Here is a 20967-nt window from a genome sequence, read left to right on the forward strand (position 1 = left end):
GTCTCCTGGTGTTCGGGAAGTGGAGCGGGGAGGGGGAGGTGGTGGGTCAGGTGGTCCGGCCCGCGGTGGCGGGCGTGACGGACAGGAGGCTCGTGGCGAGGAACCCGAACCGGTCCGGATCCGCGGCGGCCGGGTTGGCGGCCAGCCACGGGGCCAGGTCACCGGCGCGGGGGGCGGTGGACGCGCCTCCGGGCCGGGAGACGGTGATCGCGGCGACGAGCGCGGCGAAGTCGACCCGCTCGCGCAGCGGCAGGTCGGTGAGCGAGGCCACGGCGAGCGCGGCGCAGAAGACGTCACCGGCGCCGGTCGCGTCGACCGCGCGGACCCGGACGGGCGCCGCGACGACCTCGTCGCCGGTGCTCGCGTCGACCGCGACGACGCCGTCGCCGCCCATGGTCACGACACTGAGCGGGACACGCTCGGCCAGCGCTCGTGCGGCTCGGACCGGGTCGTCGGTGCGGGTGTAGGCCATCGCCTCGCGGTCGTTCGGGGTGAACGCGTACGCGCCGTCGATCGCGTCGAGGAGTGCGGGGTCCCAGGCGCCGGACGCGTCCCAGCCGACGTCGGCGAAGACACGCAGACCCCGATCACCGCTGGCGCGGACCCAGTCGGCGGTGGTCGCGTCGACGTGGAGTGCGGCGACGCGCCCGCCCCGTGCCGGCAGCAGGTCGTCGAGGGCGACGGGGGACTCGGTCCCACCGGTGACGATCGCGCGGTCGCCGTCGTACCCGAGGCAGGCGCTGACCGGGACGCTCCAGCCCGGCACCGTACGGAGCAGGTCGGTGCCGATGCCCTCGGCCGCCAGCGACGACCGGCACAGGTCGCTCAGGGCGTCGTCCCCGACGGCCGCACAGGCGTCGGTGGACGCACCGAGGCGGGCCGCGGCGATCGCGAAGTTGGCGATGCCGCCGGGCGTCCAGGCGAAGTGCCGGGTCCAGTGCTCCTCGCCCAGGACGGGTGCGCCGTGCAGGTCGGCGAACACCGCGTCGAAGAACAGCATGCCGGCAACGAGCACGTCGGCATCGGTGCTGAGGTGCAGTCGGTCGTCCATCGCGGTCTCCATCGGTCGGCGCTGAGGAAGTTGTAACACAGATCGATCCCGATCGCGCAGGATTTTGGTTGAAGATCATTGCAAGTTGATCGATTTTGATCGCTATGCTGGTGACCATGAAGGACATCCGCGATCTCGCCATCCTCGATCGACTGCGGGCCGCCCGCGCCGCGTCGGTGACCGACCTGGCCGAGGCGACCGGGTCCAGCGTCGCGACGATCCGCCGCGACCTGCAGCGGCTCGACGATGCCGGCCTGCTGCGGCGCACCCGCGGCGGCGCGGTCCTCGCCGACGGCCACGAGGGCGACGCCCCGTTCCCCGAGGTCGAGACCGTGCACCGCGACGAGAAGGTCCGCATCGCCCGGGCCGCCGCCGACCTGATCGAGGACGGCCACACCGTGGTGCTCGACATCGGTACGACCGTCCTGCAGCTCGCGATGCTGCTGCGCGGGCGCCCCGTCACCGTCATCACCGCGAACATGGCGGTGTTCGAGGCGCTCAAGGACGACGCCGCCGTGCACCTCGTGCTGCTGCCGGGCGACTACGACCCCGTGTACCACTGCGTCTCGGGACCCCTGACCACCGACTCGCTCCGACTCATCCGCGCCGACCACGCCTTCCTGGGCGTCAGCGGGATCTCGGCGAGCGGCGACCTGCGCGACACCACGATCGCGCAGGTCCCCATCAAGCAGGCGATCGCCACCGCGTGCGACGAGGTCACCGTCCTCGCCGACAGCAGCAAGTTCCCGGGCACCGGGGCCGCGCGCATCGACCTGCCGTCATCGATCGTGCGGGTCGTCACCGACGCCGAACCGCCGGTCCCGGTCGCCGCCGCGTTCGCCGCGCACGGCGTGGAGGTTCTCGTCCCGTGAAGCTCGTCATGATCGGCGGTGGCGGGTTCCGCACGCCGCTGGTGTACTCCGCCCTGCTCCGCGACCACGCCCCCGGGCGGGTCACCGAGGTCGCCCTCGTCGACGTCGACGCCGACCGCCTGCGCACGATGGCCCGGATCCTCGCCGACCAGGCCGACGGGGTCGCCGACGCCCCCGTCGTCTCCGTGCACACCGACGTCGAGGCGGCGCTCCCCGGTGCCGACTTCGTGTTCTCGGCGATCCGGGTCGCGGGGATGGAGGGCCGGGCGACCGACGAGCGGATCGGCCAGTCCCACGGCGTGATCGGGCAGGAGACCGTCGGCTTCGGCGGGATCTCGTACGCGCTCCGCACGCTGCCGATCGTCATGGAGCTGGCTCGGACGATCCGCCGTCTTGCTCCGGACGCCTGGGTGATCAACTTCACCAACCCCGCCGGCGTCGTCACCGAGGCCATGTCGACCGTGCTGGGTGACCGTGTGATCGGCATCTGCGACTCGCCGATCGGCCTGGCCCGTCGTGCGCTGGGCACGCTCGGCATCCAGCACGGCCCCGACGTCGAGCTCGAGTACGCGGGTCTGAACCACCTGGGCTGGCTGACCGCCCTGCGCGTCGACGGGGTTGACCGGCTGCCCGAGGTGCTCGCCGACCCGGGGCGGATCGAGTCCTTCGAAGAGGGCCGCCTGTTCGGCGCCGAGTGGGTGCAGGCGCTCGGGGCGCTGCCGAACGAGTACCTGCACTACTACGCCTACCGCCGGGACGTGCTGCAGGCCGACCAGTACGCGCCGCACACCCGCGCGCGCTACCTGGTCGAACAGCAGGACCGGTTCTGGGCGGACGCCGCGCAGAGCCCCCAGCCGTTCCACACCTGGCAGGAGAGCCGCCACGAGCGTGAGTCGACCTACATGGCGACCAACCGCGATTCGGTCGGCATGGGGGAGCGCGACCTCGAGGACATGACCTCCGGCGGCTACGAGGACGTCGCGCTCTCGCTCATGCGGGGCATCGCGTACGACCAGCCTGCCCGGCTCATCCTCAACGTGCCGAACCGGGGCACGCTCGCCGGACTCGACGACGACGCCGTGGTCGAGGTCCCGTGCACCGTCGACGCATCCGGCGCGCACCCGATCGCCGGAGCCCGCGTGCCCGACTTCGGGCTCGGCACCGTCACCGCGGTCAAGTACGTCGAGCGCCAGACGATCGAGGCAGCGCTCCACGGCTCCCGTTCCGCCGCGCTGCGCGCACTCGCCCACCACCCGCTCGTGGACTCCGTCCGGGTCGCCCGGGCGCTGCTCGAGGACGCGACCACGTCGTTTCCGCACCTGTCCTACCTGAGCTGACCCGCGACTCCCGGTCGACCCACCGACCGTGCTCGTCCCAGCAGCCCTGCCCACCCTGGCCCCGCCCACACGGCCCGTCCCGAAAGCCCCGCCATGCACCAGAACCAGAAGCTCGTCGAGGAGCGCATCGAGCGCGTCCTGAACGAACGGATCGTCCCCGCCGTCCACCAGGCCCGCACGCCCGTCGCACTGCGTGCGTGGCAGGTGCCCGACGAACCGGTGCCCGCGGACGAGGCCCTGGGCGCCGAGTACCGTCCCTTCGCGGTCGGTGAGCCGTGGGGTCGGGCGTGGTCGACCTGGTGGTTCGAGGTCACCGGCACGGTGCCGCCCGAGTGGGCCGGCCGGACCGTCGAGCTGCTCGTCGACCCCGGGTTCCAGGGGGACTGGCCCGGCAACCAGGCCGAGGGGCTGCTGCACACGCCGGACGGCACGCCGGTCAAGGGCATCCACCCGCGCAACCACTACCTGCGCATCGCGGACCAGGCGGAGGGCGGCGAGCAGGTGCACTACTTCCTCGAGGCCGCGGCCAACCCTGACATCCTGGTCAACGAGTTCGTCCCGACGCGGTACGGCTCGAAGAAGACCGCGCCCGAGACGCCGATCTACACCTTCCGCACCGCGGAGCTCGCCGTGTTCGAGCCCGAGGTCTGGGCGCTGCGGTTCGACGTCGAGGTGCTGTTCCAGATGGTGCGGGAGCTACCCGAGACCGACCCCCGCCGCGACGAGGTGCTGCGCGACCTGGAACGCGCGATGGACGTGCTGGCACTCGACGACATCGTCGGCACCGCAGGCGCCGCACGCGCCGAGCTCGCCGGTGCCCTCGCCAGCCCGGCCAACCGCTCCGCCCACCGCCTGAGCGGCATCGGGCACGCGCACATCGACAGCGCCTGGCTCTGGCCGATCCGTGAGACCAAGCGCAAGACCGGCCGGACGTTCTCGAACGTGCTCTCCCTGGCCGAGCAGTACCCGGACCTGAAGTTCGCCGCGTCGAGCGCCCAGCAGTACGCCTGGGTCAAGGAGCGGTACCCGTCGGTCTTCGCCGGGATCAAGGCCGCCATCGCGCGCGGCCAGTGGATCGTCGTCGGGTCGCAGTGGATCGAGCCGGACGGCAACCTGCCCGGCGGCGAGGCCATGGTCCGGCAGGTCACGCAGGGGCTGCGGTTCTTCGCGGACGAGCTCGACGTCGAGACCCACGGGATCTGGCTGCCCGACTCGTTCGGCTACACGGCGGCGTTCCCGCAGATCGCCAAACTCGCCGGGCTCGACTGGTTCCTGACGCAGAAGCTGTCGTGGAACCAGACGAACACCTTCCCGCACCACACCTTCTGGTGGGAGGGAATCGACGGCTCGCGGATCTTCACGCACTTCCCGCCGATCGACACCTACAACGCGACGCTCGAGGGCGAAGAGCTGCACCACGCCGTGCGGCAGTTCCGCGAGAAGGGTGCCGCGACCACCTCCCTGGTGCCCTTCGGGTACGGCGACGGCGGCGGTGGCCCGATCCGCGAGATGATGGAGCGCCAGCGCCGGGTGGAGTCCCTCGAGGGCTCGCCGCGCGTCGAGATCGAGCACCCGGACGACTTCTTCGCCCGAGCGCGTGCGGAGTACCCCGACGCGCCGGTCTGGGTCGGCGAGCTGTACCTCGAACTGCACCGCGGCACCTTCACGTCGCACGCTCGCGAGAAGCGCGGCAACCGCCGGGCCGAGCACCTGCTGCGCGAGGCCGAGCTGTGGTGGACCGCGGCGGCACTGCACGGCGCCGACTACCCGTACGACACGTTCGACCAGCTCTGGCAGGCGACCCTGCTGCAGCAGTTCCACGACATCCTGCCCGGGTCCTCGATCCAGTGGGTGCACGAGGAGAACGAGGGGACCTACCGCCGCACCCACGCCGAGATCGAGCAGCTCGCCCTCGACGCCCTCGCGGCGCTGGGGTCCGCCGCGGGCGCGGTCGGCGCGGTCGCGAACCCGGCCGACCACGCCCGCCGGGAGCTCCTCGTCGACGCTGACGGTCGGGCCGTCGGCGTCGTCGAGGTCCCCGGTCACGCGGTCGTGCCCGTGCGCGCGGTGTCGCCGGTGCACCCGGTCACGGCCATGCAGGACGAGGACGGCATCGTGCTCGACAACGGGCTCGTGCGCGTCCACGTCGACGCCGAGGGGCTGCTCGACTCGATCCGCGACCTGACCGCCGGCCGCGAACTCGTGCCCGCGGGCCGTTCCGCGAACCTGCTGCACCTGCACGAGGACCTGCCGAACGCGTGGGACGCGTGGGACATCGATGCGCACTACCGCCGCTCCGTCGTCGAACTCCGCGCCACGGACCGCATCGAACTGGACACGGACGGTGACCTGCGCGCGGTCGTGCGCGTGCACCGCACGTTCGGCTCGTCCGAACTCGTGCAGACCGTCACACTGCACGCCGACGACGTGCGCGTGCACCTCGGCGTCGACCTCGAGTGGCAGGAGCGCGAGAAGCTGCTCAAGGCCTCGTTGCCGTTCGTCGTGCACGCGCAGCACCACAGCGCCGAGATCCAGTTCGGCCACCTGCGCCGCCCGACCCACACGAACACCTCGTGGGACGACGCCCGCTTCGAGGTGATGGCGCACCGGTGGGTGCACGTCGAGGAACCGGGCTACGGCATCGGTGTGACGAACGCCGGCACCTACGGGCACGACATCACGCGCCGGGTGGGTGACTCCGGCGAGGTCGAGACCGAGGTCCGGCTGAGCCTGGTCCGCGGCGCGCAGTCACCCGACCCCCAGCAGGACCTGGGACACCACACCTTCGCCTACGCCGTCCACCCGGGCGCCGACATTGCCGCCACCGTGGCGAGTGGCTACGACCAGAACCTGCCGTTGCGTGCGGTGGCGGCGGGCGCGGACCTGACCGCTCCGGTGGTGTCCTCGTCGTCGGGCGTCCGCGTCGAGTCGGTCAAGCTCGCCGACGACCGGTCCGGCGACGTCGTCGTCCGGCTGTACGAGGCGCTCGGCGCACGGACCGACACCGAGCTGGACCTGCGGGTCGACGCGGCGTCGGTCGAGCAGGTCGACCTACGCGAACGGCCCCTGTCCGACCCGGCGCTGACGGCGCGGCACTTCGACTGGACGGGCGGCACCGTGTCGCTCGGGCTCCGGCCGTTCCAGGTGGTCACGCTGCGGGTGCGGCCGCGCGCCTGACTGAGCACGGTGCGGGGGAGCACGGTGCGCACGTGCGCACCGTGCTCGCGACGCGTCAGCCGAGCCGCCGGACCTGCTCGGCCGCTGCAGCGCCCCAGCCCGTCGGGTCGTCGCCGGGTGGCACGAACGCCAGGGACGTCCACAGCACCAGGACGTCCCACCACGCGGCCTCGGCCGACGACAGCGGGCTGACCGACTCGTACGCCCGGCGGAACGCCGCGCGGACCTCGGCGTCGACCGGCCCCCAGTCGTGGAAGCGCGTGCCGAGCAGGACGGCCCCGCGAGCGAGCTCGACGACGCGGTGGTCGAGCCGGAGGTCCTCGAAGTCGATCAGGCCGACGACCTCGCCGTCGGCGCACAGGACGTTGGCCGAGCGGACGTCACCGTGCACGACCTGTACCGGCAACGGCTCGCTCGGCACCGAAGCGAGCCGAGCGCGCAGCAGGTCGAGCGCCGCGGGCGGCAGGTGCGACGGGGCACCGTCGAGCCATCCCGTCACCTGGTCGACGAGCGGCAGGGGCGCCGGCCGGACGGCGGCGACGTCGTCGTGGCGCGGGCAGGCGGCCAGTGCGTCGTGCACCCGCGCGATCAACCGACCCGTCGACCGCACCGCATCGGGGTCATCGACGTCGAGGAGCTCGCCGCCGATCACCCGCTGCAGCCCGGCCGACACGCCGTCGACCTCGACCTGCACCGACCCGTCTCGGGCCGGCACGGGTGCCGACACCGGCAGCCCCCGGTCACCGAGCCACGCGACGACGTCGGCGGCGACCGCCAGCCGCGGGAAGCGTGAGGGCTCGATGCACCACTTGAGCAGGACCTGACCGGTGTCCGTGGCGAGCCATGCCAGGGCGTTCCGGTCGCTCATGACGATCCGCGTGCACGCCGAAGCTGCGATGCCCCAGTGCTCGCTTGCGGCCCGGACCGCCCACCCGGCTGCCTCGTCCTCGGACGCGAACCCGAACCGGTCGCGCAGCACCTCGGCCGCGTCGGCCGTCTCCCACAGCATCGTGATCCCCATGCGCGCAGACTGGCGCACGTTCCTGGGTCCCCGGCGGATTGGAGGCTCGTGGCGGGCCCGCCACGAGCCTCCAATCCGATCCCGGCCACGGATCAGGGGTGGCCGGGTCAGCGGTCGGCGAAGCCGCCGAGCATCCCCGAGATGAACCGCTTCTGCAGGAAGAAGTACAGGACCACGATCGGCAGCGCGACGATCACCCCCGCAGCGGAGAGCAACGAGTAGTCGGTCAGGTGCGCGCCCTTGAAGAAGGCCAGGCCGAGGGGCGCGGTGCGGTGGTCCTCACTGGTGATGAGGACCAGGGGGAGCAAGAACTCGTTCCACGTCCACATCGTGATCAGCAGCGCCATCGTCATGATCGGCGCGACGGCCGCGGGCACGATCACCTGCCACAGCAACTTGACGTCGCGGGCGCCGTCGAGCCGCGCGGCCTCGATCACCTCGCCGGGGAAGGCGCGGAACTGGCTGCGCATCCAGAAGATGCCGAACGCCAGGGACTGCGCGGTCTGCGGCAGGATCAGGCTCGTGTAGGTGTCGGTCAGGCCGACCGAGCGCAGGTTGAAGTAGAGCGGGATGATGAACGCCTCGGCCGGCAGCATCAGGCCGGCGAGCATCACGAAGAAGATCACGTTCGACCCGAAGAAGTCGAGCCGTGCGAAGGCGAACCCCGCGAAGACGGCGAGGACGGTGGTGAGCACGACGACCGACACCGTCACCAGCACGCTCGACAGCATGTACGACGCGAAGTGCCCCTGGTTCCAGGCGGCGCCGAAGTTCCCGAGGTCGATGGTGGACGGCACGCTGAAGCCACCCGAGTTCTGCGCCGACGGGGTGACCGACGACAGCAGCACCCCGATCAGCGGGATGATCGCGAACAGCGCGAACAGCGTCAGGATGACGTAGTTGACGGTCTTCTCGCGGACCGAGATCCTCATGCGACGTCCTTCGGCTGGATGCGGCTGATCAGCGCCGTGACGATCAGGATGACGACGGTGAGCGACACCGCGACGGCCGCGGCGGACCCGACCTGCCCGGTCTGGAACGCCCGGTTGTACGCCTCGAACGCGGGGACCGACGTCGAGTTCCCCGGACCGCCGCTCGTCGTGACGTAGACCAGGTCGAAGGACTTGAGCGCGGACACCACGGTGAGTGTGAGCGCTGCGGCGATCTGTCCGCGCAGGGACGGCAGCGTGATCGAGAAGAACTCGCGCGCCGCTCCGGCGCCGTCGATGCGTGCCGCCTCGAACAGGCTCGGGTGGATGTTGCCGACGCCGGACAGGAACAGGACCAGGCAGAGCCCGACGTTCAGCCAGGTGCCGACGAACCCGATCGCGGGCAGCGCCGTGTCGTACCCGCCGAGCCAGACCTGCGCGAGCTGGCCGAGCCCGACCAGTCGGAGTGCGTCGTTGAGCAGGCCGTCCGCCGAGTAGATCGACACCCAGATCGTCGCGACGACGACGGACGCGATCACCTGGGGGAGGAACAGCACCGTGCGGAAGAACGACATCCCGCGCAGTCCGTTCGCCCGCGAGATGATCGACGTCAGGAACAGTGCCACGACCACCGGCACGGCGGCGTAGAACACCATGAGCACGAGCGCGTGCCCGAAGGCCGCGCGGAGCTGCGGGTCCGTGACCACGCCGGCGTAGTTCGCGAACCCCGCCCAGGTCGCGGCGGACAGCCCGTCCCAGTCGTAGAACGAGTACTGGATGCTCTGCAGGAAGGGCACCCCGAGGAACACGGCGAACACGACGAACGCCGGCAGGATGTAGAGGTAGGCGACGAGGCTCCGCCGCCGCTTCCGGACACCGCCGGTCGTCGGGCGGGCCCGCCCGCGGCGGGTGCTGCGCTCGGCAGCACCCGCCGTGGTCCCGGTGAACTGGGTCACGTGGTCGCCCCGCTACTTCTTCACGAAACCGGAGTAGTCGTCCTGGAGCGTCTTCGTGTACTGCTCCGGGGTCGCCTTGCCCGCGACCAGGTCCTGCATCGCCGCCGTGATGGTGTCGTAGAACGTCGGCGTCGCGTAGTCCAGGTACGGGGTGATGCTGTTCGACGACGAGATCGCCTTGTAGTTGCTGGTGATGTCCCCGGCGATCGTCCCCTCGGCGGGGGTGTCGTCGTCCGGCACCACGGTCGGCAGGTTGCCCTTGTCGACGAGCGTCTCGGCGGCCTTCGCGTTCGTCACGAAGTCGACGTAGGCCGCAGCAGCGTTCGCGTTCTTGGTCTTGGAGGTGATGGCCCACGCCAGGCCCTCACCGCCCATCGTCACCGGCTTCGATGCGCTGGGCGGGGTCAGGGCGGTGAAGCCGATGTCCTTCGCGCTGGCGGCGGCTTCGAGGGTGGCCTGGTACCAGGTCCCCGTGATGAGGAAGGCCGAGCCGCCCTTGCCGAACGTGCTCACGGCGTCGTCACGTGAGACGCCGTTCGCACCCTCGGTGACGTAGCCCTTGTCGACCCAGTCGGTGATGGTGCTGGCGGCCTTGACCTCGTCGTCGCCGGTCCAGCTGCCGGACTTGCCCGCGACCAGGTCGTTGACGGCGTCGTGTCCGGCCAGGGCGGAGAGGACCAGCCCGTACAGGTGGATGCCCGGGCTCTTCTCGACGTCGCCGTAGCTCAGGGGCAGCGACCCGGCGGACTTGACCTTCGCCATGTCCGCGGTCAGTTCGGCGACCGTCGTCGGCGGGCTGTCGATGCCGGCCTGCTGCAGGACCTCCTTGTTGTAGTACAGACCCACGAGCTCGCCGGTCTGCGAGACGCCGTACAGGTCGTCGCCCTGCCAGGTGCTGCCGTCGCTCGAGAACGAGTTGAGCTTCAGCAGGCTCGACGGGTAGTAGTCGTCCCAGCCGTACAGCTTGGAGTAGTCGTTCACGGGGCGCAGGAAGCCCGCCTTCACGAAGGCACCCATGTCCGGGTACCCCTGGTTCGCCTGCACGACGTCCGGCGGGTTGTCACCCGACAGCGCGAGCTTCAGCGTCGTCTTCAGGTCGGCGAACGAGCGCGAGACCCGCTTGATGGTGATGTTCGGGTGCGCCTTCTCGAACGCGTCGTTGAGCTCCTGCTGCGCGTCGTTGATGCCGGTGTCGGTGTTCTGGTCCCAGACCGTCAGGGTCGTCTTGCCGGACCCGACGTCCTTCGACACGGGGCCGAGGCTCTGCGACGCGGCCGGGGCTGCCGATCCGCCCGGCGTGCACGCGGTCAGGCCGAGTGCCAGGGCTGCGGCGACGCCGATGACCATCGTCGCCTTGCTGGAGTGCTTCATGGTGGTCCAGTCCTTCGAGTGGGCTTCGGGTTGGGGGAGTGCGGGAGGAGTCAGTGGCTGGGGGCGACCGCGTCGAGGAACGACCAGTCGCCGGGGGCGGCCGTGCGGCGCAGGAAGGCCCGGAGCTGCTCGGGGTGCGGCGCGCTCGCGGCACCCCCGAGTCCGGTGACGGCGTAGGCGGCGCTCGCCGCGGCGAAGCGCAGCCGGGTCGGGAGGTCCCAGCCGTGGTGGGCCCCGGCCATGAACGACGCCACGAACACGTCGCCGGCGCCGGTGGGGTCGACCACGTCCACGCGGACCGTCGGCGCGGTGACGACGGTGCCGTTCGCCGAGTCCACCGCGACGACACCGTCTCCGCCGCAGGTGACGACGGCGAGGGGCACCCGCTCGGCGAGGGCCTTCGCGGCGTCGAGTGCCGTGTCGGTGCGCGTGTACCGCATCGCCTCGACGTGGTTCGGCACGAAGACGTCCACCTCGGCGAGCCGGTCGAGCACGCCGCCCGACCACGCACCGGTGTGGTCCCACCCGACCCCGCCGACGACCGTGGTGCCCGTCGCGCGGAGCTCGGCGACCCATGCGGGCAGGGGCGCCGCGATGCCGACGTGGGTGGCGGCGACCGGTCCGAGGTCCTCGGGCACGGTGAGGGCGTCCAGGTGTTCCTCGTACGTGATGAAGCTGCGGTCCTCGGGACCCGTCAGCGCGACCGACACCGAGCTCTGGTGGCCTGGCACGACGGTCAGCAGGCTGGTGTCGAGCAGCGGTTCAGCGGTGAGCGTCGCGTACACGTGCTGGCCGAGCACGTCGTCGCCGAGCCGGCTGAGCAGCTTGGTCGGTGCACCGGCCCGGGCGGCGGCCACGGCACGGTTCGCCACCCCGCCGGGTGTGACCGTGAACGCGTCCGCGTAGACCTCCGCGCCCTGCTCCGGCGCCGTGACGCCGGCGAAGACCAGGTCGCAGAACACGTCGCCGGCGAACAGCAGTGCGGTCACGGCTTCTCCTCATCGTTGCGGATCGTCCCTGCGCAGGGATGCGCATTCCGGGACGGGACCGCTGGTGATGCTCAAGCCTGCGTGCTTGGTGTTGCGAGGACGTTACTCGATTGCACCAGATTTGTTAAGTCTGCTCCAGATCACGATTCGGTTGCGCGATCTTGCGTGAGGTTGCGCGAGTTCGGATACAGTGACGCCATGATCCTGCGTGAGCGGCAGAACCGCATCATCACGGCGCTGCGGGTCGGCGGGGCCGCCTCGGTCCAGGAACTCGCCGACGCGCTGTCCGTGAGCCCGGCGACGATCCGCCGCGACCTCGAGATGCTCGACCGCAACGGCGAGCTTGTCCGCACCTGGGGTGGCGCCGTGGTCGCTCCCCGGCAGACCGCACAGGACGGCGACGGCCCCGAGCCGATCGAGACCCCGTTCGAAGCTGCCGGCGACCTCGACCTGAAGCGTCGGATGGCGGTGGCTGCCGCTGCGATGGTGCAGGACGGCCAGGTGGTCATCCTCGACATCGGCACGACCACCCCGCAGATCGCCGAGCTGCTGCGGGGCCGTGACATCACCGTCATCACGACGAACCTGGCGGTGTTCGACGTCCTGCGGGACGACGAGGCAGTCCGGCTCGTGCTGCTCGGCGGAGTCGTCCGGCGCAACTACCGCACGCTCGTCGGCTCCCTGGCCGAGGCGGCGCTCGAACACGTCAGCGCCGACCTGCTCTTCCTGTCGTGCACGGGTGTCCGCGCGAACGGGCACGTCGTGGACAACATGGCGGTCGAGGCCCCGATCAAGCAGTCGATGATCACCGCTGCCGAGCGGGTCGTCCTGCTGGCGTCCGAAGCCAAGTTCCCCGGCAGCGGCGCCCTGCGGCTCTGCTCCCTCACCGACGTCGACGTGGTCATCACCACGACCGGCGCTCCTGACGAAACACTCGCACACAGCCGGAACGCCGGCGGAGAGGTCATCACCACATGAAGCTCTGCATCCTCGGAGGCGGCGGGTTCCGCACGCCGTACGTGTACCAGGCACTGCTCCGCGACAACGGGTCGCCACGCGTCGACGAGGTCGCGCTGTACGACGTCGACGAGGTCCGGCTGCACGCGATGGTCGCGATCCTCACCGAGCTCGCCGCCGAATTCCCGGACGCGCCGGTCCTCAAGCCCACGACCGACCTGCACCGCGCGGTCGAGGGCAGCGACTACGTCTTCGCCGCCCTGCGCGTCGGCGGACTCGAGGGCCGACGCTGCGACGAGCACGTCGCGCTCGACCTGAACGTCCTCGGGCAGGAGACCACCGGCCCCGGCGGCCTCGCGTACGCCATCCGCACCGTGCCGGTCATGGTCGAGGCGGCGAAGGTCATCCGTGACCTCGCCCCGAACGCCTACGTGATGAACTTCACCAACCCCGCCGGCATCATCACCGAGGCGATGCAGACCGTCCTCGGTGACCGCGTCCTCGGCATCTGCGACACGCCGTCCGGCCTCGGCCGTCGTGTGGCGGGGATGCTCGGGCTCGACCACACCCGCGTGCAGATGGACTACGTCGGTCTCAACCACCTGGGCTGGATGCGCCGCGTGATGTACGACGGCCGCGACGTCCTGCCTGAGCTCATGGCGGACGACGAGCGTCTCGGGGCGATGGAAGAGGGGCACGTGTTCGGCCTCGACTGGATCCGCTCGCTCGGCTCGATCCCGAACGAGTACCTGTACTACTACTACTTCAACCGTGACGCGGTCCGCACGATCGTCGGCTCCGGCAAGACCCGCGGCGACTTCCTCGCCGAGAGCCAGTCCGCCTTCTACGAGCGCGCGAGTGCCGCGGGTGACGGCGTGGCCGAGTTCTGGCGCGAGACCGTCGAACGGCGCAGCGCCTCGTACATGGCCGAGGCGAAGGGCGGCACGCAGGACGAGCCCCTCGACCCGAAGGAGCGCGAGACCGACCCGTCCCACCAGGGCTACGCCGGGGTCGCCCTCGGGGTGATGGCCGCGATCAGCCGCAACGAGCGCCAGACGATGATCCTGAACGTCCGGAACAACGGCACGATCGCCGGGCTCCCGCGCGACGCGGTCGTCGAGGTCCCGACGATGGTCGACGCGAACGGCGTGCACCCGATGACCACGGACCAGCCGGACCTGCACCAGATCGGGCTGATGAGCCAGGTGAAGGCCGTCGAGCGCCACACGATCGCGGCCGCCCTGACCGGGTCGAAGGACGAGGCACTCAAGGCGTTCGCGCTGCACCCGCTGGTCGACAGCGTCAGTGTTGCCCGTGACCTGGTGCGCGGGTACGTCGACCGCATCCCCGAGGTGGCGGCGGTCCTGACGAAGTAGCGCGTTCCTTCCCGTCACGCGGGGGACGGGAGGTCGGTTCGCGCGTGGTCGGGTGGAACATCCGCCTGCCAACGCGCGATTCGACGGTCCATGTACGACCACACGGCGGACGGGAGGCCCGGTGCCAGCTGGCACCGGGCCTCCAGTCTGTGCATCAGCGGTTGACGGCCGCCATGCCGGCCGCGTCGTAGCGGTCGCCGGCCACACCGACGCGCTCGGCGAGCCCGTCGAGCGACGCGACGTCGTCAGCCGACAGCGCGACGGCCGTGGCACCGGCGTTCTCGTCGATGCGCTCGGTCCGGCGCGTCCCGGGGATCGGCGCGATGAACGGGTGCTGTGCCAGCAGCCACGCGAGTGCGATCTGTCCCGGCGAGGCGTCCCGTGCGGCCGCGAGCTCACGGACGGCGTCGATGAGGGCCTGGTTCGCGGCGAGGTTCTCGGCCTGGAACCGGGGGACCTTCCCGCGGATCTCGCCCTCGCCGAACGACGCACCGGGCGTGATCGTGCCGGTCAGGAACCCCTTGCCGAGCGGGCTGAAGGGGACGAACCCGATGCCGAGCTCGGCGCAGGCGGGCAGGACCTCGGGCTCGGGATCGCGCGTCCACAGCGAGTACTCGCTCTGCACGGCGGTGACCGGGTGCACGGCGTGCGCGCGGCGGATGGTCGACGCAGCCGCCTCGGAGAGCCCGAAGTGCCCGACCTTGCCCTCGGCGACGAGCTCACCGACCGTGCCGGCGACGTCCTCGATCGGGACGTCCGGGTCGACCCGGTGCTGGTACAGCAGGTCGATCTTCTCGACGCCGAGACGCCGGAGCGACCCCTCGGCCGCCTGCCGGATGTGCTGCGGTCGCGAGTCGACGCCGACCGAGCGCCCGTCGACGATGTCGAAGCCGAACTTGGTCGCCAGCACCACCCGGTCGCGGACCGGGGCGATCGCCTCGCCGACCAGCTCCTCGTTGTCGTGCGGGCCGTACACCTCGGCGGTGTCGATGAAGGTGACCCCGGACTCGACGGCGTACCGGAGCACGTCGATCATCGCCGAGCGGTCGCCGGGGTTCGGGCCGTAGCTCTGTGACATGCCCATCGCGCCGAGGCCGATCGCCGACACCTCGAGGCCCTGTCCGAGTGTCCTGGTGTGCATGGGTGCTCCCGTCGTCGTGGTGGTGCGGTCGTGTGTCAGATCCACCGTACGGATCCGGAGCGTCCGCACAGGTGTACCCGTGGAACACCCCTGTGCGCCGGTGGGGTGCGGCGTCCTCCGAGCCGGCGTGCGGCAGGGTTGGCGGACGGGTGCAGCGCACCCCGACGACGAGGGGGAGCATGGACGACGACCAGGTGACGGCGGTCCGACACGGCAGGCTGCGGCGACGCGGCCCGTTCGGCTTCGCGGTCGCGGTGGTGGCGGCCGCGGCCGCTGTGGTCCTGGTGAGCACCGGCTCCGTGGCGGCGATCGCGACCTGGCAGGTGGTGCAGCACGCCCGTCCGTCGGTGTCGCTGGCGATGCCCGGTGGCAAGTCCGCCAAGCCCGCTCCCGCGCTCACCGCCCAGTCGGGCGAGGTGAACATGCTGCTCGTGGCGACCGACACCCGCGACGGCCAGGGCGCGGGCTTCGACGACGCCGCGAACCGCAAGGCGAGCAGCGGTGTCGGCAACAACGACACCAACATCCTCGTGCACATCTCGGCCGACCACACGAACATGGCCGTCGTCAGCTTCCCCCGTGACCTGATCGTCCCCATCCCCGCCTGCACCAACGACGAGGGCTCGACGACCCCGGCGACGTCCGCGGCGATGCTCAACACCGCGCTGTCCCGGGGCGGCGAACAGCACGGGCTGGCCTGCGTGGCGAGCACCATCGCCGGGCTCACGGGACTGCAGATCGACTACGCCGGCAAGGTCACCTTCGACGGCGTCGTGGCGATGGCCACCGCGGTCGGCGGTGTCGAGGTGTGCCTGGCGACACCGATCCGCGACGACGACGTCACGCCCGCGCTCGACCTGCAGCCGGGCAACCAGAAGCTCACCGGCGCCGAGGCCGCGGCGTTCCTGCGATCCCGACACGGCGTGGGCGACCGGAGCGACCTCGGGCGGATCAGCAACCAGCAGACGTTCATGGCGGCGCTCGCACGCCAGACGGTGTCCGCCGGGACCCTGACGAACCCGGCCAAGGTGCTCCGCCTGGCGAACACGGCCTTCTCGAACATGGTGCTGTCCGACACGCTGTCGGACCCGGCGACCCTGGCGCGGATCGCCCTCGCGGTGAACACCGTCGGGCTGTCCAACATGGTCTTCGTGCAGTACCCCGTGTACGACGACCCGGACGCCCCGGGCCGGGTGCTGGAGTCGCCGGACGCTGCCGCGACGCTCAACCGGGCGCTGCAGGCGAACGAACCGGTCGTGCTCGGGGCGGACAGCCTCGGCCGTTCCGCCGTGCGCGACCCGTCCGCGTCCGCCGCCCCGTCCTCGCCCTCCGGCACCGACGGTGCGCCGACCCCCGATGCTCCGGCAGCGTCGACCGGGACGACGTCCGAGCCGGCGACTCCTCCGGCGACCGCGGCGCTCCCCGACAACGTGTCCGGGCAGCGGGCGGACACGGTGACGTGCGCCGCCAAGAAGTGAGGGTCCCCGGTCAGCGACCGAGCTGCGCGCGCAGGTAGGGGGCGGTCCGGCTCGTCGTCGACCCGGCGACCTCGTCCGGGGTCCCGGTGGCCACGACCTGCCCGCCGTCCTCGCCGCCGCCCGGCCCCATGTCGATGACGTGGTCCGCGGTCGCGACGACGTCCATCGCGTGCTCGACGATCACGACCGTGTTGCCCGCGTCGGTGAGCCGTGCGAGCTGTTCGGTCAGCAGTTCGACGTCGGCGGGGTGCAGTCCCGTCGTCGGTTCGTCGAGCAGGTACAGCGTGTGCCCGGTCCGCGCGCGCTGGAGCTCGGTCGCGAGCTTGATGCGCTGCGCCTCGCCGCCGGACAGCTCCGGCGCCGGCTGCCCGAGTCGCAGGTACCCCAGACCCACCTGCCGCAGCGTCTCGAGCGCGCGGGACGCCGCCGGCACGGACGCCAGGAACGGCGCCGCGTCGTCCACCGTCATCGCGAGCACGTCGGCGATCGTCGCGTCGTGCCAGCGGACCTCGAGGGTCTCGGCCGTGTAGCGCGAACCGTGGCACTCCGGGCAGGGTGCCCAGCTGCCGGGCAGGAACAGCAGCTCGACGGACACCGAGCCCTCGCCCTGGCAGACCTCGCACCGTCCACCCGCGACGTTGAAGGAGAACCGTCCGGCGGTCCATCCGCGGGCGCGGGCGTCGTCCGTCGCGGCGAACGTCGACCGCACCGCGTCGAACAGCCCGGTGTAGGTGGCCAGGTTCGACCGGGGTGTGCGACCGATCGGCTTCTGGTCGACCTGGACGACGCGGTCGACCAGCGGGTGGTCCAGGGCGGTCCGGGGGAGCACACCACCGACGAGCGAGGACTTGCCGGATCCGCTCACGCCGGTCACGGCGGTCAGGACACCGAGGGGCAGGTCGACGTCGAGCCCGCGCAGGTTGTGCTGCGTGACGTCACGGAGCTGCAGCGTGTCCACCGGCACGCGCGGGCTCCGGGGTGCGGTGTCGTCGACCCGTGGCCGCAGGAAGCGCCGGGTGACCGACGCCTCGACCTCGGCGAGCCCGTCGACCGGGCCGCTGTACAGTACGGTGCCGCCGCCGCTGCCCGCACCGGGTCCGACGTCGACGACCCAGTCGGCGCGGCGCACGATGCCCATGTCGTGTTCCACCACGAACACGCTGTTCCCGCCGGCGCGCAGGTCCTCGAGCACCTCGACCAGGGACTCGGCGTCGGCGGGGTGCAGGCCGGCGCTCGGCTCGTCGAGCACGTACACGACGCCGAACAGTCCGGAGCGCAGCTGCGTCGCGATGCGCAGGCGCTGGGTCTCGCCGGGGGAGAGCGTCGGGGTCGCGCGGTCGAGCGACAGGTACCCGAGCCCGAGGCCGGTCAGCACCTCGACCCGGGTGAGCAGGTCGCGGGAGATCGCGACGGCGACCTCGGTGTGCTCGCCCGACGACGCGCGCGACGTCGCTGCGGTCGCGTCGGTGATCGTGGCGATCGGACCGAGCGCGTCGGCGAGGGCCGTCAGCGGCATCCCGTTCAGCGCGGCGATCGTGTGCCCGCCGACGGTCACCGCGAGGGCAGCGCGGGTCAGCCCGGTCCCGCCGCAGAGCCCGCACGGACCGGACTCGACGAAGCGCAGGGCCTTCGTTCGCTGCGTCTCGCTCTGGCTGTCGGCGAGGGTGTGCAGGATGAACTGTCGGGCGCTCCAGAACCGGCCCCGGTACGGCTTCGCGACCCGGTCGCGCTTGGGGTGGACCTCGACGACGGGCTGCTCCTCGGTGAAGAGCAGCCAGTCCCGATCGGCTCGGGAGAGCTCGCGCCACGGTCGCTCGATGTCGTAGCCGAGCCCAGCGGTCACGTCGCGCAGGTTCTTGCCCTGCCAGGCGCCCGGCCACGCGGTGATCGCGCCGTCACGGATGCTGAGGGAGTCGTCGTGCACGGCCGACCGCTCGGTCACCTCGTGCGCGGTGCCGAGGCCGTGACAGCGGGGGCACGCCCCGGCCACGGTGTTCGGCGAGAAGGAGTCCGACTCCAGCCGGTTCGCCCCCGCGGGGTAGGTGCCGGCGCGGGAGAACAGCATGCGCATCGAGTTCGACAGCGTCGTCAGGGTGCCGACGGTCGACCGGGAGCTCGGCGCACCGCGCCGCTGCTGCAGCGCCACGGCCGGGGGCAGTCCGGTGATCGAGTCGACGTGCGGGGTCGACCCCTGCGCGATGAGCCGTCGGGCGTAGGGGGCGACCGACTCGAGGAACCGTCGCTGCGCCTCGGCGAACACGGTGCCGAACGCCAACGAGGACTTGCCCGAACCGGAGACGCCGGTGAAGGCGACGATGCAGTCGCGCGGCACGTCCACGTCGACGTCCCGCAGGTTGTTCTCACGGGCACCACGGACCCGGATGAACCCGTCGCGGCCGAGGTCGGGCATGGTCGAGGGGGAGGGCATCCTGTCGACACTAGGCCGAGCAGCTGAGCGTCAGCGCGTGCGTCCACGTCATGGTGGGCTGCTGTTCACCCGCGATGGCCACACTGGGAGCAGAGCGCGCGGGTCGGATCCGCGCGGGGAACGGAGACGCGATGCTGGACGCCACACCGGTCGGGGACCTGCGCGAGTACATCGAGGACCTCCGGACGCGGGGGTTCACGGTCGAGAGCGCGCACACCGCCGACCCGGAGCTGATCGACCCGCAGGGCAACCCGATCCACACCTGGCGAGAGGACTACCCGTACGACGAGCGGATGGACCGCGACGAGTACGAGTACGAGAAGTACCGGCTGCAGGTCGAGCTGCTCAAGCTGCAGTACTGGCTCGAGGACGAGGGCCGTCGCGCGATCATCCTCTTCGAGGGCCGTGACGCCGCGGGCAAGGGCGGCACGATCAAGCGCTTCACGGAGCACCTCAACCCCCGGACGTCCCGGGTCGTCGCGCTGTCGAAGCCGAACGACCGCGAGCGGGGCCAGTGGTACTTCCAGCGCTACGTGGAGCACCTGCCCAGCGCCGGCGAGATCGTCATGTTCGACCGCTCCTGGTACAACCGTGCCGGCGTCGAGCGGGTCATGGGGTTCTGCTCGGACGACGAGTACGAGACCTTCATGAACCAGGCGCCGTCGTTCGAACGCATGCTCGTGGACTCCGGCATCCACGTCACGAAGTTCTGGTTCTCGGTCACGCGCAAGGAGCAGCGCACCCGGTTCGCGATCCGGCAGCTCGACCCGGTGCGACGGTGGAAGCTGTCGCCGATGGACGTCGCGTCGCTGAGCGTCTGGGACGACTACACCGCTGCCAAGGAGGCGATATTCCAGCGCACGGACAAGCGCTACGCCCCGTGGACCATCGTCCGCTCGAACGACAAGAAGCGGGCCCGCGTCAACGCCATGCGCTACTTCCTGGCGCAGTTCGACTACGAGGACAAGGACACGTCCGTCGCCGTCGCCCCGGATCCGCTGCTCGTGATGCGCGGCAAGGCCCTGCAGCTCGAGGAGTAGCCACGCGGCGTCCCGCGCGGCGGACGGATCAGCGACCCCGGGCAGCTCGACGCCGGGGCGCGATCCCGTCGGACCGTCCGGGGGCCTGGAACGTGCGGACGAGCTCGGCCAGCAGCCGGGGCTGTTCGACGATCAGCCCGTGTGTCGCGCGCGGGACCACGGCGAGCTCGGCGTCCGGCACGGCCTCGAGCATCGTGGCCAGGTGCCCGAGGCGGACCTCGTCGTCGTCACCGCAGACGATCAGCACCGGGACCCCCAGGGTCGCCAGGTCCCCGGTGGTCCAGGCGGGCTCGACGGCGTGCATCGCCGCTGACTTCGCCACGACGACCGGCCAGTGCTCCCGCCCGTCCGGGGAGACCTCGGCGTAGGAGTCCGCCATGAACGCCGGCGGGTCGGCGTCGTCGAGCACCCCGTCGTGCCAGCAGTCCACCGCGAACGGCGCGCCGCCGAACACCAGCGAGCGCACCAGCTCCGGGCGGGTCATCGCCAGGTGCAGGCCGACCAGGGCGCCGTCGCTCCACCCCACCACGTGCAGGGGACCGACTCCCGCGTCCTCCACCAGCCGCGCCGCGACCGACGCCATGTCCGCCAGGTGCCACGGCCCCGCGACGTCCGCGGACCGGCCGTGTCCCGGCAGGTCCACCAGCAGGACGCGGTACCCCGTGAGCTCGTCGACCAGCGGCCCCATCGACCGCGAGTCCGTCCCGCCGGGGTGCAGCACCAGGACCGCGGGACCCACCCCGCCGGAGTCGGACGTCCACACCGTCGCCATGCCTGATCGTCCCATCCCGGTCGCCGACGCGCCAGGTGACCGGGGCAGACCTTGGTGTGCCCTCCGAACCGC

At 71.5% G+C, this 20967-nt stretch carries 16 protein-coding genes; 7 read left to right on the plus strand and 9 right to left on the minus strand.

Annotation, left to right across the window (positions count from 1 at the left end; genetic code table 11):
* Positions 1 to 46 precede the first annotated feature (46 nt).
* A complete protein-coding gene (locus DEJ13_RS07520) occupies positions 47 to 1051 on the minus strand; it encodes a carbohydrate kinase family protein (RefSeq protein WP_258374135.1) in 1005 nt (334 codons plus the stop codon).
* A gap of 116 nt (positions 1052 to 1167) precedes the next feature.
* On the opposite strand from DEJ13_RS07520, the gene DEJ13_RS07525 reads away from it, so the two are divergent.
* The 3 genes from DEJ13_RS07525 to DEJ13_RS07535 all read left to right on the plus strand — a co-directional run bounded on the left by DEJ13_RS07525 (position 1168) and on the right by DEJ13_RS07535 (position 6437).
* Entirely contained in the window at positions 1168 to 1923 is a 756-nt protein-coding gene (locus DEJ13_RS07525; RefSeq protein ID WP_056125804.1) for a DeoR/GlpR family DNA-binding transcription regulator, read from the plus strand.
* Positions 1920 to 3260: a 6-phospho-beta-glucosidase gene (locus DEJ13_RS07530; RefSeq protein ID WP_111107425.1), complete on the plus strand. Its 1341-nt coding sequence runs from the start codon at positions 1920 to 1922 to the stop codon at positions 3258 to 3260. The genes DEJ13_RS07525 and DEJ13_RS07530 overlap by 4 nt, the downstream gene beginning before the upstream one ends.
* Positions 3261 to 3353: 93 nt before the next feature.
* The gene (locus DEJ13_RS07535; RefSeq protein WP_111107424.1) at positions 3354 to 6437 is read left to right on the plus strand and encodes an alpha-mannosidase; all 3084 of its coding nucleotides are present in this window, start codon (positions 3354 to 3356) and stop codon (positions 6435 to 6437) included.
* 55 nt (positions 6438 to 6492) lie between these two features.
* Here DEJ13_RS07535 and DEJ13_RS07540 read toward each other — a convergent pair whose 3' ends face one another.
* From DEJ13_RS07540 to DEJ13_RS07560, 5 genes are all read right to left on the minus strand, one after another.
* Positions 6493 to 7458, minus strand: a complete 966-nt coding sequence (locus tag DEJ13_RS07540) for a phosphotransferase (protein WP_111107423.1) — start codon at positions 7456 to 7458, stop codon at positions 6493 to 6495.
* A gap of 107 nt (positions 7459 to 7565) precedes the next feature.
* Entirely contained in the window at positions 7566 to 8390 is an 825-nt protein-coding gene (locus DEJ13_RS07545; RefSeq protein ID WP_056125220.1) for a carbohydrate ABC transporter permease, read from the minus strand.
* Positions 8387 to 9343, minus strand: coding sequence for a carbohydrate ABC transporter permease (locus DEJ13_RS07550; protein WP_082518123.1), 957 nt, complete (start codon positions 9341 to 9343; stop codon positions 8387 to 8389). The genes DEJ13_RS07545 and DEJ13_RS07550 overlap by 4 nt, the downstream gene beginning before the upstream one ends.
* Positions 9344 to 9355: 12 nt before the next feature.
* On the minus strand, positions 9356 to 10714 hold the full coding sequence (locus tag DEJ13_RS07555) for an extracellular solute-binding protein (RefSeq protein ID WP_056125218.1): 1359 nt from the start codon (positions 10712 to 10714) through the stop codon (positions 9356 to 9358).
* A 50-nt stretch (positions 10715 to 10764) separates the two neighbouring features.
* Complete coding sequence (locus tag DEJ13_RS07560; protein ID WP_111107422.1) at positions 10765 to 11703, minus strand: carbohydrate kinase family protein; 939 nt, start codon at positions 11701 to 11703, stop codon at positions 10765 to 10767.
* A 198-nt stretch (positions 11704 to 11901) separates the two neighbouring features.
* Here DEJ13_RS07560 and DEJ13_RS07565 point away from each other — a divergent pair, with 198 nt between their 5' ends.
* Both DEJ13_RS07565 and DEJ13_RS07570 read left to right on the plus strand, forming a co-directional pair.
* Positions 11902 to 12681, plus strand: coding sequence for a DeoR/GlpR family DNA-binding transcription regulator (locus tag DEJ13_RS07565; RefSeq protein ID WP_056125214.1), 780 nt, complete (start codon positions 11902 to 11904; stop codon positions 12679 to 12681).
* The gene (locus DEJ13_RS07570) at positions 12678 to 14036 is read left to right on the plus strand and encodes a 6-phospho-beta-glucosidase (RefSeq protein ID WP_111107421.1); all 1359 of its coding nucleotides are present in this window, start codon (positions 12678 to 12680) and stop codon (positions 14034 to 14036) included. The genes DEJ13_RS07565 and DEJ13_RS07570 overlap by 4 nt, the downstream gene beginning before the upstream one ends.
* Positions 14037 to 14190: 154 nt before the next feature.
* Here DEJ13_RS07570 and DEJ13_RS07575 read toward each other — a convergent pair whose 3' ends face one another.
* Entirely contained in the window at positions 14191 to 15177 is a 987-nt protein-coding gene (locus DEJ13_RS07575; RefSeq protein ID WP_056125210.1) for an aldo/keto reductase, read from the minus strand.
* Between the two features lie 179 nt (positions 15178 to 15356).
* On the opposite strand from DEJ13_RS07575, the gene DEJ13_RS07580 reads away from it, so the two are divergent.
* Positions 15357 to 16655 carry an LCP family protein gene (locus DEJ13_RS07580; protein WP_111107420.1) on the plus strand — a complete coding sequence of 433 codons (1299 nt, stop codon included), beginning with the start codon at positions 15357 to 15359 and terminating at the stop codon, positions 16653 to 16655.
* Positions 16656 to 16665: 10 nt separating this feature from the next.
* On the opposite strand, the gene DEJ13_RS07585 is transcribed toward DEJ13_RS07580, so the two are convergent.
* The gene (locus DEJ13_RS07585; protein WP_111107419.1) at positions 16666 to 19083 is read right to left on the minus strand and encodes an excinuclease ABC subunit UvrA; all 2418 of its coding nucleotides are present in this window, start codon (positions 19081 to 19083) and stop codon (positions 16666 to 16668) included.
* Between the two features lie 131 nt (positions 19084 to 19214).
* Here DEJ13_RS07585 and ppk2 point away from each other — a divergent pair, with 131 nt between their 5' ends.
* Complete coding sequence (gene ppk2, locus DEJ13_RS07590) at positions 19215 to 20123, plus strand: polyphosphate kinase 2 (protein ID WP_111107418.1); 909 nt, start codon at positions 19215 to 19217, stop codon at positions 20121 to 20123.
* 28 nt (positions 20124 to 20151) lie between these two features.
* On the opposite strand, the gene DEJ13_RS07595 is transcribed toward ppk2, so the two are convergent.
* Positions 20152 to 20895 (minus strand): alpha/beta fold hydrolase, encoded by a 744-nt coding sequence (locus DEJ13_RS07595; RefSeq protein ID WP_111107417.1) that lies wholly within the window; start codon positions 20893 to 20895, stop codon positions 20152 to 20154.
* Between the last annotated feature and the right edge of the window lie 72 nt (positions 20896 to 20967).

The organism is Curtobacterium sp. MCLR17_007 (assembly GCF_003234655.2).
GTDB lineage: Bacteria > Actinomycetota > Actinomycetes > Actinomycetales > Microbacteriaceae > Curtobacterium.

Bases quoted from the DNA above. Each gene is read 5' to 3' on its own strand.
- DEJ13_RS07520 (WP_258374135.1), bottom strand. From the start codon at position 1,051: ATGGACGACCGACTGCACCTCAGCACCGATGCCGACGTGCTCGTTGCC.
- DEJ13_RS07525 (WP_056125804.1), top strand. From the start codon at position 1,168: ATGAAGGACATCCGCGATCTCGCCATCCTCGATCGACTGCGGGCCGCC.
- DEJ13_RS07535 (WP_111107424.1), top strand. From the start codon at position 3,354: ATGCACCAGAACCAGAAGCTCGTCGAGGAGCGCATCGAGCGCGTCCTG.
- DEJ13_RS07540 (WP_111107423.1), bottom strand. From the start codon at position 7,458: ATGGGGATCACGATGCTGTGGGAGACGGCCGACGCGGCCGAGGTGCTG.
- DEJ13_RS07545 (WP_056125220.1), bottom strand. From the start codon at position 8,390: ATGAGGATCTCGGTCCGCGAGAAGACCGTCAACTACGTCATCCTGACG.
- DEJ13_RS07555 (WP_056125218.1), bottom strand. From the start codon at position 10,714: ATGAAGCACTCCAGCAAGGCGACGATGGTCATCGGCGTCGCCGCAGCC.
- DEJ13_RS07565 (WP_056125214.1), top strand. From the start codon at position 11,902: ATGATCCTGCGTGAGCGGCAGAACCGCATCATCACGGCGCTGCGGGTC.
- DEJ13_RS07570 (WP_111107421.1), top strand. From the start codon at position 12,678: ATGAAGCTCTGCATCCTCGGAGGCGGCGGGTTCCGCACGCCGTACGTG.
- DEJ13_RS07575 (WP_056125210.1), bottom strand. From the start codon at position 15,177: ATGCACACCAGGACACTCGGACAGGGCCTCGAGGTGTCGGCGATCGGC.
- DEJ13_RS07580 (WP_111107420.1), top strand. From the start codon at position 15,357: ATGGACGACGACCAGGTGACGGCGGTCCGACACGGCAGGCTGCGGCGA.
- DEJ13_RS07585 (WP_111107419.1), bottom strand. From the start codon at position 19,083: ATGCCCTCCCCCTCGACCATGCCCGACCTCGGCCGCGACGGGTTCATC.
- ppk2 (WP_111107418.1), top strand. From the start codon at position 19,215: ATGCTGGACGCCACACCGGTCGGGGACCTGCGCGAGTACATCGAGGAC.
- DEJ13_RS07595 (WP_111107417.1), bottom strand. From the start codon at position 20,895: ATGGCGACGGTGTGGACGTCCGACTCCGGCGGGGTGGGTCCCGCGGTC.